This is a genomic window from Melghiribacillus thermohalophilus, from assembly GCF_004342905.1.
GTDB lineage: Bacteria > Bacillota > Bacilli > Bacillales > Alkalibacillaceae > Melghiribacillus > Melghiribacillus thermohalophilus.
This window is the reverse complement of record NZ_SMAN01000035.1, coordinates 1-16,006: the sequence shown is the minus strand read 5'-3', so window position 1 is coordinate 16,006 and position 16,006 is coordinate 1. Positions and strand designations below refer to the sequence as shown.

18 protein-coding genes are annotated in these 16,006 nt (G+C 40.9%); 5 read left to right on the top strand and 13 right to left on the bottom strand.

From position 1 onward, the window contains the following. Positions 1-140: 140 nt before the first annotated feature. The gene (locus EDD68_RS14850) at positions 141-650 is read right to left on the bottom strand and encodes a DUF3231 family protein (RefSeq protein WP_132373237.1); all 510 of its coding nucleotides are present in this window, start codon (positions 648-650) and stop codon (positions 141-143) included. A 185-nt stretch (positions 651-835) separates the two neighbouring features. Between EDD68_RS14850 and cypC the strand changes: the two genes are divergently transcribed. Both cypC and rsgA read left to right on the top strand, forming a co-directional pair. Further along, positions 836-2,092: a CYP152 family fatty-acid peroxygenase CypC gene (cypC, locus tag EDD68_RS14845; RefSeq protein WP_132373235.1), complete on the top strand. Its 1,257-nt coding sequence runs from the start codon at positions 836-838 to the stop codon at positions 2,090-2,092. Positions 2,093-2,679: 587 nt separating this feature from the next. Next, a complete protein-coding gene (gene rsgA / locus EDD68_RS14840; protein ID WP_132373233.1) occupies positions 2,680-3,723 on the top strand; it encodes a ribosome small subunit-dependent GTPase A in 1,044 nt (347 codons plus the stop codon). Positions 3,724-3,932: 209 nt separating this feature from the next. Here rsgA and EDD68_RS14835 read toward each other — a convergent pair whose 3' ends face one another. Next, positions 3,933-4,379 (bottom strand): GNAT family N-acetyltransferase, encoded by a 447-nt coding sequence (locus EDD68_RS14835; protein ID WP_132373231.1) that lies wholly within the window; start codon positions 4,377-4,379, stop codon positions 3,933-3,935. A gap of 68 nt (positions 4,380-4,447) precedes the next feature. Here EDD68_RS14835 and EDD68_RS14830 point away from each other — a divergent pair, with 68 nt between their 5' ends. After that, on the top strand, positions 4,448-4,963 hold the full coding sequence (locus EDD68_RS14830; protein ID WP_132373229.1) for a GNAT family N-acetyltransferase: 516 nt from the start codon (positions 4,448-4,450) through the stop codon (positions 4,961-4,963). A gap of 452 nt (positions 4,964-5,415) precedes the next feature. On the opposite strand, the gene EDD68_RS14825 is transcribed toward EDD68_RS14830, so the two are convergent. Beyond that, complete coding sequence (locus EDD68_RS14825) at positions 5,416-6,339, bottom strand: hypothetical protein (protein WP_132373227.1); 924 nt, start codon at positions 6,337-6,339, stop codon at positions 5,416-5,418. Beyond that, entirely contained in the window at positions 6,332-6,838 is a 507-nt protein-coding gene (locus EDD68_RS14820; protein ID WP_132373225.1) for an RNA polymerase sigma factor, read from the bottom strand. The genes EDD68_RS14825 and EDD68_RS14820 overlap by 8 nt, the downstream gene beginning before the upstream one ends. Positions 6,839-7,221: 383 nt before the next feature. Between EDD68_RS14820 and ilvA the strand changes: the two genes are divergently transcribed. After that, positions 7,222-8,505: a threonine ammonia-lyase IlvA gene (gene ilvA / locus EDD68_RS14815; RefSeq protein WP_132373223.1), complete on the top strand. Its 1,284-nt coding sequence runs from the start codon at positions 7,222-7,224 to the stop codon at positions 8,503-8,505. Between the two features lie 120 nt (positions 8,506-8,625). On the opposite strand, the gene EDD68_RS14810 is transcribed toward ilvA, so the two are convergent. The 9 genes from EDD68_RS14810 to EDD68_RS14770 all read right to left on the bottom strand — a co-directional run bounded on the left by EDD68_RS14810 (position 8,626) and on the right by EDD68_RS14770 (position 15,356). Next, complete coding sequence (locus tag EDD68_RS14810) at positions 8,626-9,315, bottom strand: peroxiredoxin (RefSeq protein ID WP_132373221.1); 690 nt, start codon at positions 9,313-9,315, stop codon at positions 8,626-8,628. A gap of 123 nt (positions 9,316-9,438) precedes the next feature. Further along, positions 9,439-10,557, bottom strand: coding sequence for an MGDG synthase family glycosyltransferase (locus tag EDD68_RS14805; protein ID WP_132373219.1), 1,119 nt, complete (start codon positions 10,555-10,557; stop codon positions 9,439-9,441). Positions 10,558-10,582: 25 nt separating this feature from the next. After that, positions 10,583-11,158, bottom strand: a complete 576-nt coding sequence (locus EDD68_RS14800) for a YkoP family protein (protein WP_132373217.1) — start codon at positions 11,156-11,158, stop codon at positions 10,583-10,585. Between the two features lie 93 nt (positions 11,159-11,251). Further along, a complete protein-coding gene (crcB, locus tag EDD68_RS14795; RefSeq protein ID WP_243646889.1) occupies positions 11,252-11,605 on the bottom strand; it encodes a fluoride efflux transporter CrcB in 354 nt (117 codons plus the stop codon). After that, positions 11,605-11,994, bottom strand: a complete 390-nt coding sequence (crcB, locus tag EDD68_RS14790) for a fluoride efflux transporter CrcB (protein WP_165902210.1) — start codon at positions 11,992-11,994, stop codon at positions 11,605-11,607. Before crcB (EDD68_RS14790) ends, crcB (EDD68_RS14795) begins: the two co-directional genes overlap by 1 nt. Positions 11,995-12,309: 315 nt before the next feature. Beyond that, entirely contained in the window at positions 12,310-12,732 is a 423-nt protein-coding gene (locus EDD68_RS14785; RefSeq protein WP_132373211.1) for a Fur family transcriptional regulator, read from the bottom strand. Positions 12,733-12,738: 6 nt separating this feature from the next. Beyond that, positions 12,739-13,584, bottom strand: a complete 846-nt coding sequence (locus EDD68_RS14780) for a metal ABC transporter permease (RefSeq protein WP_132373209.1) — start codon at positions 13,582-13,584, stop codon at positions 12,739-12,741. An 11-nt stretch (positions 13,585-13,595) separates the two neighbouring features. After that, on the bottom strand, positions 13,596-14,354 hold the full coding sequence (locus EDD68_RS14775; RefSeq protein ID WP_132373207.1) for a metal ABC transporter ATP-binding protein: 759 nt from the start codon (positions 14,352-14,354) through the stop codon (positions 13,596-13,598). A gap of 12 nt (positions 14,355-14,366) precedes the next feature. Next, positions 14,367-15,356, bottom strand: coding sequence for a metal ABC transporter solute-binding protein, Zn/Mn family (locus EDD68_RS14770; RefSeq protein WP_132373205.1), 990 nt, complete (start codon positions 15,354-15,356; stop codon positions 14,367-14,369). Positions 15,357-15,514: 158 nt separating this feature from the next. On the opposite strand from EDD68_RS14770, the gene EDD68_RS14765 reads away from it, so the two are divergent. Beyond that, on the top strand, positions 15,515-15,898 hold the full coding sequence (locus EDD68_RS14765) for a DUF302 domain-containing protein (protein WP_132373203.1): 384 nt from the start codon (positions 15,515-15,517) through the stop codon (positions 15,896-15,898). The last annotated feature ends 108 nt before the right edge of the window (positions 15,899-16,006 follow it).

Below are 16,006 nucleotides of genomic sequence, written 5' to 3'. Positions count from 1 at the left end.
TGGACATTAAAAAAGATGACCCCGAATCAATATCGGGATCATCTCTTAGCTGCATAGGGTTTTTATAACTGTCCACTTTTCGGGGTACAGTTCATATGGACCGGGGATTTTTTTCAATGACGTTTAGTGAGGTGAAAAAGTCAGCAATTATCAGGTTTTTGGTGCAGGGGAGGTGGTACAAGCCATCCTTTTTCTTTATTCAGACGCAATACTTTTGCCCCTATGGCGGCTTTTTGTGTATGAAATTGTCCGAACATCATGGCAATATCTTCACGAACCGCCTGACCGATCATTTTGCTGCAGGATACGAGTCCTGCTGCTGTATCAGCAGAAAGCATTGCCCCGATTTCAGGATCTAAAAATCGTGCGCCTGCGGGAATATTTTCTGAACGGGCATCGGGTCTTTCCGGGGGCGTGGGGGGCAGCCCTACTCCATTTTCCTTCAAAAGTGTTTCAATCTGGTTTTCCTCTTGTTTACCCTGATCTATCGCTTCCTTTAACAAGTTTTTCAGGTCTTCATCCCCGGCATGGTGCAAAACAGTCTGATATCCTGCCACTGTCCCTTTAGTGATGTTCAGGTAAGACCATAGACCAAAAACTTCACCATAGTGCAGGGGTTCATTTTTCGGGTTTCCACTTAACATTCCCATTTTAATCCTCCTTCATCAATAAAATCTTGATATAAACATTTTTAGGTTGTTCCAATAGTAGAAAATTCATTCCTTCGTTTTATCTTTCATTCACTGGCAAATGGTTAAAATCACCTTTATTAATTCATGATAAGGGAAACATACTAAACATAAGAAAAAGGATTCGCTTAAAGGAGAAGGTTTCGATGACAGAACAGCAGAATATCCCTAAAGAAGAAACGTTAGATCATAGTGCAGCACTGTTGAGAGAAGGATATTTATTTATTTCAAACAGGATGAAAAAGTTTCAGTCTGATCTCTTTGAAACCCGGGTAATGGGAAAAAAGGTTGTATGTATAACAGGAGAAGAGGCAGCAAGGGTATTTTATAACACGGAATTTTTTAAGAGGAAAGGTGCAGCCCCTTATCGTGTACAGCAGTCTTTATTCGGTGTAAATGCCATTCAGACAAAGGATGATGCAGAACATTTAAACCGCAAGCAGATGTTTATGTCTGTCATGACTTCTTCCCATGAGAAAGAACTTGCGGACATGACAAAAAATCAGTGGGACTCCGTCTCGAGAAGATGGGAACAGTCCGATGAGGTAGTTCTTTTTGATGAAGCGAAAGAAGTGCTGTGTCGGGTTGCCTGTCGGTGGGCAGGAGTACTATTGCATAATACAGAGGTAAAGAAACGAGCAGAAGATTTTTATGCGATGGTAGATGCGTTTGGTGCAATAGGACCCCGCCACTGGGAAGGAAGGATGGCCAGAAATCGAACCGAAGCCTGGATTAAAGATATGATAAAAAAGGTTCGACGTGGTACCCTGAAAGTTGACAGCCATTCGGTCATCCATCAAATGGCTTTTTATAAAGATGCTGAAGGGAATCAATTGGACCCCAGAATGGCTGCCATTGAACTCATAAATGTTTTGCGTCCCATCGTAGCAATTGCCAATTACATTACCTTTTCCGCTTTAGCCCTGCATGAACACCCTGAATATACCCATATTCTTCACTCGCGAAATAAACAGTATCTGGAATATTTTGTCCATGAAGTTCGGCGTTATTATCCCTTTGGGCCTTTTCTGGGAGCCATTGTCCGGAAAGATTTTGTATGGGCAAATTATCCATTCAAAAAGGGTCAGCTCGTATTTTTGGACATTTATGGAACAAACCATGACCCCAGAATATGGGAAGAGCCTGACCGGTTCAAGCCGGAACGCTTCAGGGGATGGGACGGGAATTTGTACAATTTCATTCCCCAGGGAGGGGGAGATCCAGCCAGCGGCCACCGCTGTCCGGGAGAAGGAATCACCATTGAAGTAATGAAAGCAACCCTTGATTTTCTCGTGAACAAGATTGAGTATGATGTTCCCGATCAGGACTTAAGCTACAGTCTTGTAAGAATGCCATCCATGGTCAGAAGTGGATTTGTCATGAATCATATCAGGCGTTTGTAGGAAAAAATGATCGAATTTATGATGAGCAGATATTATTTATCAGCAAGTGATTGGAAAGGTTTATACTAGGCAAATGTTTTCTGTAATAAATCTATCAAATAAACGTTCTTCTTTTCATCCAGATGATCTTTTCTTGGCCATTACGCTCTAACTTTGGGTGGTTCCGGTTATTTCCTGGGCCATTGCGGCCAGAACATGGGCTATTGGATTCTCAGGTTGGGCGATTCCACTCCATGTTTGGGCGATTAGGTTCCTGACTTGGGCGATACAGCCCCTTGTTTGGGCGGTTGGACTCATGGGTTGGGCCATTGTACAACCTGTTTGGGTGGTCAGGTTCATAACTTGGGCCATTGTGCTCTAGCTAAAGGCGTTCCCTGTATATTTTTTATATTCCAAGATAGATAAAATCGGCTCAGAGACGGAGTTCAAGTATTTGTTCAATCTGCTATACTTAAAGAACTTTCACGTAAGGAGTGTGATGTTTGATGAGCTTAACAGTAACGAAACCCATAAATGTTTATTATCAGGAGGATGAGTACAGAATATTACACTGAACCCGGTCTTCCTGAACATGGAGGAGGAAGGAAATGAGAAACGATTCACTGGCGGATCTTGGTTTTCAGCCTTTTTTTCAAGATCAGATAAAAGATGAATCATATGATGTAGGGAGAATATCCACTGCTGCCAACGGGATTTACACGATCATGACTGAATCGGGGAAAATAAAAGGAATTGCACTGGGAAAGCTCCATTATCTGGCTGCTGGTCCTGAAGATTTACCCTGTGTCGGGGACTGGGTACGATTCCTTAGAACCGATCATGGAAGAGAAGGGATTATCCACCACATATTAGAGCGGAAAAGTCTTCTATCCAGAAAACGGGCAGGGGAGAAGCAGGAAGTTCAGGTCATGGCCGCAAATGTTGACTTTGTCTTCTTAGTATCTGCCCTTAATCGAGATTTTAATACAAGGCGCATGGAGCGGTATTTAACTCTTGTTTATGAAAGCGGTGCTTCACCGGTTATTGTGTTGACCAAAAAAGACCTTGCAGAAGAACTCGAAGAAAAAATGACTGCAATGGAAGAAGCAGCTCCAGGTGTTCCGGTTATAGCGGTTAATTCTTTGACAGGCGAAGGATATGATCAGCTTGAGCGGTTTTTAACCAGAGGAAAAACCATATCTTTACTGGGATCATCAGGAGCAGGAAAATCCACAATGATTAATCGGCTTCTAGGTAAGGCGATGCAAAAGACCCTGGAAACCAGGGAAGGGGATGACAGGGGCCGACATACCACAACCCACCGTGAACTATTTGTATTGCCGGATGGAGGAGTCATGATTGATACACCGGGGATGCGTGAATTGCAGCTCTGGAGCGGAAGTGATGCCCTTCAGGCTACCTTTTCTGATATTGAACAGCTGGCTGAGCAATGTCAATTCCGGGATTGCAAGCATGAGTCTGAACCAAATTGCGCCGTAAAAGAAGCGATTCAAAATGGAGAACTTTCAAATGAACGGCTAAAAAGTTACCGCAAACTGGGAAGAGAATTAGACCGTCTGGAATTAAAGGAAAAATATGGTGCACATCGGGCGTCACAAATGATGCGAATTCGCCATTTCGGAAAGAGATAAACAGTCGAAAAGGAACAAAAGGATTGGTGAAGAATGAGAAAGCCAGTCATGATGAACTTGTCGTGACTGGTTTTTACTATTTCCAGGTTTTATAAAAGGTGAGAGCAAAACCAAAATGGTCTTATGAAGTTTTTCTGTAATCCTGCCAAAACAGAAATATAATGCTCAGGAGATGTTAATTGAAAATGTCCATTCAAACCTGAGGTGCACTATTGAATGTCTATTTTCAACAGTGGCAAATATCGGTCAGGATCGACCTCGGATGGAACTTCGCCGATGGTTCTTGCGCCCATTTTTTGATAAAATCCGTCTGCATGGGGATCGCTATGGATGATCAGGTATGGAAGTTCCAGTTGCCTGGCGGTATGGATGGCATGTGAAAAAAGGTGTTTGCCAAGTCCTTCTCCTATTTGAACAGGATCAACAAACATATAGGTGAGTTCGTATTGTTCCGCATCGATGCCATAAAAGCCTTTAATGTGGTGATCCTCATAGACAAACATATGCTGACGGACAATCATTTTCGGGGTAATCGTCAGGGCATATCGGCATTTTTCCAGAAAATCATCGTCGTATCCCCAATAGGATTTTGATTCCATGGCAATCTGACTTAATATTCTGGCGTCTGTAATTCTGGCAAAGCGAATATTTGTCATATTTGATCACAACGTTTCTATACGGTTGATTGTTTATAGTTTATCATAGTTTATAATTCATATGACAAATGATTCAGGTGATAAAAATGATCATTCGGGAAGCTCAGGAACAAGATTTTAAAGCGATTTTAAACATTATGAATTTTTATATTCAGAATACCACCTATACCTTTACCACGGAAATTCAAACTATGGAGAAGTTAACCCGGTGGTATCATCAACTGGGTTCCAGATACCCATTTCTTGTGGCGGATTTACACGGAGTCATTGCCGGCTATGCGTACCTGAGTCCATACCGCCCAAAGGAAGCTTATCAACATACTGCTGAGTTGACGATCTATTTAGATCGTGCCTATCAGGGAAAAGGAGTTGGCGGAAAGTTGATGAAGGCCATACTGGACCAGGCAGCCGAGAGAAATTTTCATACGGTCATTTCTGTGATTACCTCTGACAACCGATCCAGCATTGCTTTTCATAAACGGTTTGGTTTTCAATATGCCGGGGAGCTTAAAGAAGTGGGCTACAAGAAGAACAGCTGGATCAGTACCGTTTATTATCAGTGGATGTCTTCGCGTAACCGCTAAATTAAAATTACAGGTTTCGCCAGCGTAAGATATTCGAGTACCCTTTTCTGCCACCTTGATTGAAATGATTCAAAAAATGTATCAAAAAAATTTCTTTACGGCTGATAAGATGGGTTGCGGAATAGCGATACGGTAATGGGCCTCTTATTACGGTCAAACCCGAACACAAGGATTTACGTGAAATTTATAATTGCTTAACGAACAGTTAACCATTATTTTGTACCATATATATGGACAGGGATGAAAAGCGCCATCGGAAATGAGGAAATATATATGGTACTAATGATAATGGCTACAGGAATCATTCTGGTGATATTGGGAGTCGGATTGATGATATACCGGATAACCGTAAGAGACATTGGAGATTGACCTCCCCTTTAATCATATCCCTGAAGGAATTGGAAATCCTTCAGGGATATTTTTTTGCACCGAATCATTTGTTCTAAAAAAATTTAGTTTTTAAACAGATTGGTTTGTTCATCATCAATTACGAAAATCCAATCACCTATAGAAGGAAATGTTATTTTCCCCTTGTATAAATATACGGTCTCTCTGGTATCCGCATCAATATGTGTAGAAACCAACTGAAAGGTTTCGCGATCCACGGTCTTCCCTGATTTGCTTTTCAATACAACCGAAATTTCCTGATGGTCTTCTTTGGTACTTTCAATATATAGTACAGAAGGATGATGAACGGTTGTTTCTTTGGGAGACGTTCGTAAAGTATAATGTTCTGTTTGTGGTGGAGGTGGCAGAACATTGGCAATAAAAGAGCCATATCGTTTATCATTTACATAGAAAGACAGTTCCCACGTACCTTTTTTAGGGAATGGTTTAAATCGGGTGACTGCGTGTGCATCTGCATTGTAGATCGGTCCAAATAAAATACCTTCTGACAACGTCAATTGTTTCCCGGATTCATGAAGGGCTTCGACCCGAAAAGGTTGACCTGTGAGATTGTCACTGGATCCCCAGAAAAAGATCATAATTTTAGCGAGACGCCGTTTTTCTCTGGCAAGAATCTCCTGATCCCCTAACCCCCCATAGAAAAAACCAACCTTGTTTTCGATACCCAGTACGGTTAAATTCGACTCTGGTATTTTGAACATTTTTCCTTCAGGTGAAGTGAAAGAAATACGTGCTGTATTGGATTCCTGATCGATACTGGTATCCAATGTATTCCATTCATTAATAATGAGAACAGCAATGATTCCGAGGGAAATCACTAGCGATATAGATGGGTAAAGGAATAAACGTCTTTTTTTGTTCATTTGATTTGTTTTGATTCGCTGTAAAACCCTCTTCTTTTGGTGATCTTTCAGGGAATATCTCGGGAGATTCCTTAAACTTTTTTCGATTTCTTCATAATCATTCATTACTCAGCTCCTCCTTTTCAAGAATGTCTTTCAGCTTTTTTAATGAGCGATGATACAGCACATAAACATGATTTTGTTTAACTTGAAGGACTTTTGCTGTTTCTTCGGGTGAAAGTTCAAGAATGCCTCTTAGAATAATAACTTCTTTATATTTAGATGGAAGCTGTTGAATGGCCTGATAAAGTTGTCTTTTCTCAAAATCTTTTACAATACTATTTTCAACATCTGGCACGATTTGCTGTTCATTAGATAAATAATGCAAAATATTTTTCCATATCTTTTGTCTCCTGTATCGATCGTTAGCGATGTTTCGGGCAATGGATATCAGCCATGTTTTAGGAGGGGATTCCCCTTTAAATGTCTTCCATTTTTTGAGTGCTGTCAGAAAAGTATCCTGCACCAGATCTTCTACCTCTATTGATTCAGAATAGTACATGAGAAAACTCGTCACATCCCGTTCATAGTTGTGGAACCATTCTTCAATGGGGTTTTCCTCCATCTCCATCCCTCCTCATTTAGAAGACGATTAAAGGTTGGAAAAATTACAAAAGTACAGTATAATCTTCATCACATTTGTGTTACATGTCATCAACAAGCGGAACACAATCGTTTATTTTTTAAAAAAAGGGTTTCATTTTTGAAAAAAATTGTTATAATGTACTTTAATCATTCAGATTACTTCTTCAATTCTGAAAACATAGTATCCCGACCTATTCTCTTAATGGAGATAGGTTTTTTGTTTTCATATCTTTTTAACGTATTACACCGTTAAAAAGAGAATATATCGAAAATAGCAAAATCATGTTTTGGTCAGCTATCGGCTATCCTTTCAGATAGAACGGGAAGGCCGTCATTTCATTCATAAAGGAATGGAGGTATGTTATGAAAGCTGTGCAAACCGAAAGAAATAATCAAAATGAGAAGCAGGTGCAAATTGAAGATATTATTATTGCCCATCATGTACTTAAAGAGGTAGTGGAACATACACCGCTGCAGCGCAATGAAATTTTATCGGAACGCTATGACTGTAATGTTTATTTAAAACGGGAGGATCTTCAGATTGTCCGTTCATTTAAAATTCGGGGAGCTTATAACTTTATTCAAAATATGTCCGATGACGAACTGAAAAAGGGTGTGGTCTGTGCCAGTGCCGGCAACCATGCTCAGGGTGTGGCGTATTCTTGCAAAATGATGAAAATTAACGGTAAAATTTTTATGCCTACCACAACACCAAGGCAAAAGGTGAATCAGGTCAAATTCCACGGCGGGGATTATGTTGAAGTGATTCTCACTGGGGACACCTTTGATGACTCCTTTAAAAAAGCGATGGAATGCTGTGAAGAGGAGGGGAAGGTGTTCGTTCATCCTTTTGATGACCCCCATGTCATTTCCGGTCAGGGGACGGTCGGAATGGAAATTATGAATGATATGGAAGAGGATGTGGATTACGTATTTGCGAGTATTGGCGGTGGAGGGCTTGTTTCGGGGATGAGTACATATATTAAAAGTATCAGCCCTGAAACGAAAATAATAGGGGTGGAGCCAACCGGTGCGCCCGCTATGAAAACATCCCTAGAGAAGAACGAGGTGGTTACCCTTGATTCCATCGATAAATTTGTCGATGGAGCATCTGTAAAAAGGGTGGGGGATTTGCCATATTCCATCTGTAAACAGACCGTCGATGAAATTGTACTGGTTCCTGAGGGAAAAGCTTGTACCACCATTCTGGAACTCTATAATGAAAATGCCATTGTGGCTGAACCTGCCGGGGCGTTACCCATATCAGCCCTCGATTTTTATAAAGACCAGATCAAGGGGAAAAATGTGGTCTGTGTGGTCAGCGGCGGAAATAATGATATTGGACGGATGCAGGAAATCAAGGAGCGTTCATTGATTTATGAGGGGCTGATGCATTACTTTATTGTGCACTTTCCGCAGCGGGCAGGGGCGCTCAGGGAGTTTCTGGATGATGTGCTTGGACCCGATGATGATATCACCCGATTTGAATATACAAAGAAAAACAATAAGGAAAACGGACCGGCGCTGGTTGGAATTGAACTGAAGAAACGGGAAGATTATGAATCCCTGATTGAACGGCTCAATAAAAAGGGCTTTAAATACAAAGCCATTAACAAGGACGAAACCTTGTTTCACCTCCTAATCTAAATATGAGTTCCTATTACTTGTCGAAAAATCTTTAAGCAAAAACCGCATATCATCGAGTTTTCCGATGAACATGCGGTTTTTTAACCCCCTTCTTGCCATTCGACAAGTGACAGACATCATTTATATGTTTTTTTTGCAGATGTACCAGTCGGTGCAGTCCAGGGATGTATCTTTTGAACGTTCTTCGGCCTGCTCCTGGGTCGTCGGCGGTGGTACAATTACTTTGTCCCCTGGCTGCCAGTTGGCTGGAGTGGCGATTCCATGCTGGTCAGTCGTTTGCAATGCCTGAATCAGCCGCAAGAATTCTGGCATATTTCTTCCTGTGGTGAGTGGATAATACACAACGGCACGGACAATCTGGTCCCCATCAATAACAAATACGGCCCGGGATGTTTCCGTATTTTTTCCCTCCGGCATAATCATTCCATATTTATGGGCCACATCCTTATTCAAATCAGCAATGACCGGAAATTCAATTTTGACATTAAACTTTTCTTCGATATTCCGTACCCATGCTATATGGGAGTGAACACTGTCAATGCTCAACCCTAAAAGCTCTGTGTTCATTTTTTTCAGTTCAGGATAAATTTCCTGAAAGGCGATAAATTCAGTGGTACACACCGGCGTGAAATCGGCGGGATGGGAAAATAAAATCAGCCAGCTTCCCTTGTAATCTTCCAGACGAATAGAGCCATGGGTTGTTGTAGCCTCGAATGATGGTGCCTTTTCTCCGATTCGCGGAAGAGAATGACCTCTCTGCACATCTGTATCAGTCAGCACCGTATCTCCCCGAATCCGATTTTGGCTCATATACCCTTTCACTCCTTTATCATTATTTTCCTTTATAGCTTCCTCTAAAATGACAGTTTTATTCCCGTATCAGCCTGAAGTCTGTGGATTAAACAAAACTCAATAATTGAAGAATCTACTCCTTCACAGAACATGATTTTCCATCAGCTGATAAAGGAGATGGGGAGGATTAATATTCACCATATCCCTGTGGTAGTCAAGAACGTTTTCTTTATATTGATCGATTAGGTGCTGGTCGGAAAAAAAGGCGTGTATTTGTTTTTCCAATTGCGGATCAGTTTTTGACTGGTTGATTGGGTGTACAACTCCAAGACGAGATAGCTGATTTAGATTTATTTCTTCCTGGCCGGGGAGGGCATGATATACAAAGATCGGCAGCTGCTTCATCAAGCTTTCACTAATCGTTACTCCGCCGGGTTTGGTTACAATGGCATCACTTTTTTCGTAAATCTCATTCATGTGTTCGCGGCTTTCGATGTATGAAAATGGAGTGAACGGCCCTTTGATAGCTGATAATTTTTGATATAATCGTTCATTTTTTCCGCACAATATGTAGTAATGAAAGGCTGATTGCCTTTCAAGGGAAGAAATGAGCCTATCCATAAATCCTACTCCTAGATTGCCACCGGTGATGAGAATGGTTTCAGGGTATTTTTTCGTAAACTTAAATTCATGGGTTTTCGTTATTTTATGGTGAACAGGAATCCCGGTAATAAAAATTCTCCCTGGATGTACCCCTTTTTCAATCAGCGATTGTTTATTTTCTTTTGAAGGGACAAAATGAAAATCGATCCCTTTGATCCCCCAGAGCTGATGGATAAAATAATCCGTATACACATTAATCACAGGTGTGGAAACGACTTGTTTTTCCTTTAACTGGCTGAGCATATATGAAGGAAGAGCATGGGTGCAAATCATAATGTCGGGTTTTTTTTCATGAATCAATTTTTTCATTGCTTTTAAAAATAATGCTTCATAATGGCGGTAACGTTTGTTTTCCTTTACATTCGTATAGACCGATTTGTGGTAGAGCCAGCTGTAAAATCCAGGGAAATAATGGATCCACTTCAGATACATATAGGAACTTAACATTTCAATCCATTTTGAACGGTATTGAAAGATATCAACTTTATCACACTGGATGCTGGGATCGATCATTCGGAGACCTTCAATTAATGAATCAGCAACCTGATGATGTCCGGAAGGAATCTGCAAAAAAGGAAGAAACAGAACCCTTTTCATGATTTTAACTCCTAACTACGAATAATCAATGGTGTTCGGTGCTCAAGTATTTTTTTATTAACATGTCCTTAGACATAAACAAATATTTAGGGTTCGGGCAGTTTTTTAAATGATCGATGGAGGGACTGGATAAAGAAAGAAAATAAATAAGGATCAGTGCAGTGCTTTTCACTATCTTATATAAAGGATGATCGATCGAGTAGGCTTCAAAGCCAAGTCTTTTAATTCCCTTTGACAGCATGGTAATTCCAATGATTCCTTTGATTTCATTACGTCGGCGATGTCTTGAAATATAAGAGGCAACCCCGGGAAGGGAATCTTTGACAAGCTGATGAATAATCAGTCCTCTTCTTACTTCATTTTCTATGGACTGCAGCTCGTTCAGAAGCCTCACATTATGAAGATGGACTTTGACAAGCAGATCATTTTTCTGAATGCTGGTTCCATCCGATAGGGTAACTGGCTTCCCTTTGTAGCGGGTCAGCCGGACTCGAAACACATTTTTTTTCGGACCATGTCTGGAGTCCAGATATCTCAGACGTGTCAAATGATAATAAACGGGATCAAATGCATTCCAAAGTTTAATCAAATAACTCCGCATATCTGTTCAACCCTTTTCCAGCCTGATGTTTGCAATCTTATTTTGATAAATAAAATCTAAAATATGCTGGAAATTAAAGGGCTGTTCATGTTGTCAATGATGGAAACAAAAAAATATCAGGGCAACGAATGTCAATGAGATCGAAGTAGACGTGAGTACATATATAAGTGCTTTCAACAGCTGATGTTGCTGGATCATGTGGACGGTTTCAACACCAAAAGAAGAAAAAGTAGTAAATGATCCACAAAAACCAATTCCGAGTAATGACCACCATATGTCAGAAAGGGTCCCCTTTCCATAGGCTGCTGCCAGAAATCCAAGTAAAATGGAGCCGGTTATGTTCGCCATCCAGGTACCTGCAGGGAATGACCTCTTATTCAGCCACTGGGCCAGCAGAACCCGGCTCAATGCCCCGGCGCTCCCCCCGACCGCGACAAATAGCCACATTATTTTCCCCCCTTTGAAAATGTCCTTTCATATCGGTGTATGATCCAGAATGATAAGGCGCTAAGCATAATTCCCCCTATCAAGCTGGCTCCTGTGTAAACCCAAAATCCATCCATGTTTCCATCACCCCACAACTCCATGCTTTCTACGGAAAAAGTTGAAAAAGTCGTAAATGAGCCGATCAATCCTGTACCGAACAGTTTTTGCATATCTGGTGGGATCCATTTTCCCTCAGTAACAAAGGGAAGGAAAAAGCATCCCATCAGGTTAACGGATAAGGTTGCCCAGGGAAACCCATGCTGTGCAGGGATTAGGATACTGATCCCATGCCGAAGAAGAGATCCAGCCGCTCCTCCAATGGCGACCCATAGCCATACGACATAATTCATCATTCTCACTTCCCATACGGATATTTCTAAATAGCAAGTAAATGTTTGTTGCTGTAAACAGGGATTCCTGCAATGTATATCAAACCATTTGAAAAGATCAGCAGAAGCAAAACCCACTCTTTTGATTCGCATTTTCTTATTTTGCCATAAGTAAGATCTGGATTTCTACTTCCGAATATGTATTGGCTCTGTTATTACTCCATTGTGTCCCATTTATCGCGAACGGTTATCCAGGAGACTAAACCGCGAGAGAGATTCAGAACCAGCAACCAGAAAAAATAAAAAACCGGTTCGGACCGGTTTTTTAAAATAATATTAAGTGCTCTGGCAGTCATAGCAGACTCCATAAATCTCAAATTTATGATCATCGATTCGAAAGCCTTTTAATTCTTTTTCGATATATTCCATTGGGCATAATTCGATTTCACGAGTTTTTCCACATTCTTTACAGATCAGGTGATGATGGTGCTTGGATGTATCACATTTCATGCGGAAATGTTTTTCACCATTCAGTTCAGTGGCTTCCAAAATTCCCAGATCATGAAACAGGTGTAGATTGCGGTATATCGTGTCGAAACTGATTCCGTCATACCTTTCTTTCATGAATTCTTGAACATCACTGGCCGTCCGGTAACCATCATAGTTCCCGAAAAATTCCAGCATATCTTCTCGCTTGTCTGTGTATTTATACCCGTGATGTTTTAATTTTTGAAGAGCCTCTGTGACTTTTTTACCCAATTGGCATCACCCTCTCGTTTTGAGAAAATGAATATGTTTGTTAAATATAATGGTTCCTAGAAGAATAAGAGCCTCGGTCATGACAATGGTACCGCCCGGGGGAATTTCAAGGTAGTAGCCGCTGATCAGTCCGATCAAAACAGCAGCCTCTCCGAACAAGATACTGAAAAAGATCGCCTGTTTGAAACTTCGGGATATGCGTATGCTGGCGGCAACTGGAAGGGTCATTAATGCGGACACCAGCAATACTCCCACAATTCGAATAGATGCGGAAATGACCAGTGCTGTCAAAACAATAAACAAAATGTGAATGGTTTTTGTGCGAATCCCGGAAGCTCTGGCAAATTCTTCATCAAATGCCAGGGCAAACAGTTCTTTATAAAAGAATACCACGATTGCAACCACAATAACAGAGATCATTAAAATAATATATAGATCGGTTCTGCTTACCGCTGCAACTGAGCCAAATAAATAAGCGAACAAATTTGTATTAAACCCGTCTGCAAGGGAGATAAAAATGACACTTAACCCTACCCCTACTGATAATATAATCGGAATGGCAATTTCCTGAAAGGCTTTGTAAATCCCCCGCAGATACTCAATGAAAATCGCCCCGATGACCGCAAAGGCAATCCCTGTATAAAAAGGTGAGATCATCAAGAGGGCGAATTTTTTTTGCATCATGAGCCCGAAAGCGACTCCGGATAATGTCACATGGGAGAGCCCGTCTGCAATAAAGGATAAACGCCTGACAACAATAAAGGTGCCGAGAAGGGGGGCAATGAACCCGATCATCAGGCCGGTATATAAAGTGTTGCGCAAAAAAGGAAATTCTAAAAAAGTTTCAATCATGGCTGCTCCTCCTATGAATGGTGATGCGTTACGGTGTTCATGGAGTGACCGTAAAATTGGGACTTCTGTTCATCGGTCATGTTCTGGTAGTTATTAGGATTTCCGTGATAATGAATCGTTTTATTTAAGCAAAGTAGATCAGTTACATGGGTTGTAATGGAACCGATGTCATGGGAGATTAACAATAAGGTAATCCCCTGATTTTGATTCAGATCGGCAAGCATCTTATAAAAACGTTCTACGTTGTCGGTGTCCACCCCGACTGTAGGCTCATCCAATATGAGAAATTCGGGGCTGCTCACGAGGGCCCTGGCGATAAATACGCGCTGTTGCTGCCCGCCAGATAAATCGCCGATATTGCGTTCGGCAAATTTCTCCATGCCTACGTTTGACAGAGCTTCGTATACGTTTGCCTGATCTTTTTTCTTGAGAAATCTGAAATACCCCAGTTTTCCTGTTAATCCCATGGCAACCGTTTCATAGACGGTTGCCGGGAAACCCCTGTTAAACGTGTTAGCTTTTTGAGAAACGAATCCAATTTTATGCCACTGTTTAAACTTTTCCAGGGGTGTCCCAAATAAATGGATCTGGCCGGTCTGGATTTTTTCAAGTCCCAGTATGAGCTTGATCAGTGTGGTTTTTCCAGAACCATTGGGACCAATCAGGCCGGCAAACTCTCCTTTTTGAATTGAAAGATTGATATCTTTAAGCACGGGCTGTTCATCGTACTGAAAGGACAGATGTTCAACCGATAAAATATTTTCTGTCATATCAAGTCCCCCTTATTGCAGTGCCTGATCAAGAACATTGATATTGTCTTTCATAATGGTGATATAGTCTTTATTTTGATTCAATTCTTTGTCGGTCAGAGATGATAGATTATGCAGATGGATGATGTCTAATTCCAGTTCTTCAGCAATCATTTTAGTCAGGCGATCATCTGTGTTTTGTTCCAGGATCATAAAGGTGATCTCTTTTTCCTGAATTTCTCTGGCCATCTCTTCTAGTTCCTTTTGAGAAGGTTCCTGGGATGAAGATAGACCGCGGACAGACAACTGTTGAATGCCATAACGGGATTCCCAGTAACCGTAGGCTGCATGGGCCACTAGAATGGTTTTTCGGTTCTTGTTCTGGATGAGCTCTTTGAACTGCTGGTCCAATTGCTCCAGTTCTGACTGGAGTTCTTGAAAGTTTTTCTCATATTCATCTTTATATGCTGGAAACTTGTGGGACAGACGATCCGTTATAATTTCACCCGCTTCAATCATACGGACAGGGTCCAGCCAGAAATGGGGGTCCTGATCTCCATGCTGATGCCCCTCCCCGTGATCACCTTCATTTTCATGGGCTTCATCTGTCTCGTTGTCATGACCATCTTCCTCATGCTCTATTTCATGTTGAAATAACTGATCATATTTACCTAATGAAAGGAGCAAGACGTCTTCATCTTTTAAAGTATCCTCTATGGAGTGGGCGTAAGGTTCCATTTGATGGCCGATAAAAATAAATGCATCACTTTCTGCAATGTCTACAATGGTTTTTACGCTCGGTTCATACGTATGAGCATCAGCCCCTGTCGGCAGTATAGAAGTGACTTCGCCTGTGTCACCGACGATTTTTTCTACTAAAAATTCTAATGGATAAAGAGTTGTAAATATTTCAATCGGTTCAGATTCAGATGAATGGTCTTTGTCTTTGGAAACCGTATCCGAACCGCAGCTGGCTAAAATGAAAACCAGAATAAAACTGATTAAGAATACGAATTTTTTCATCAAGTGTACCTCCTTATTCAGCCGTGCGATCAAGTTCAGTATATCGTAATCATTACGATTTGTAAATAAGAATAATTACGGTTTATTGTTTTTCGTTTAATTGTAATACCATTATGGGTATAATAGGAAAGGAAATGACTAATAGGAGGTATGGGAAAATGTTTCATTTTACAGTGGAAACCAATCAATCCGTTGACGAGGCGATCCAGTCGCTTCAGGAGGAACTGCAAAAGGAAAAGTTTGGGGTATTATGGGATTTCGACATTAAGGAAACATTGAATAAAAAGGGATTTGACTTTCAGGACACATACCGTGTCCTGGAAGTATGCAACCCGAAAGCTGCCAGTGAAGTTCTTTCACTTCAGCCGCTAGTCAGCTATTTTCTTCCATGTAAGATTGTAGTTTATGAAGATCAGGGAACGACGAAGATCGGTATGCCAAAACCAACGGTATTCATGGAACATATTGAAGATACAAAATTAATACGTATAGCTGAGGATATTGAAAACCGTTTAATCGCTGCCATAAACGCTGCCAAATAATATTCAAAAAAAACTTAGACGGAATAAATAACACCAACATTAAATTTAGGTTATAATAGACCTGAAATTTATTTAAGTTGGTGATTATTTATGCGTACCAAAAATAGA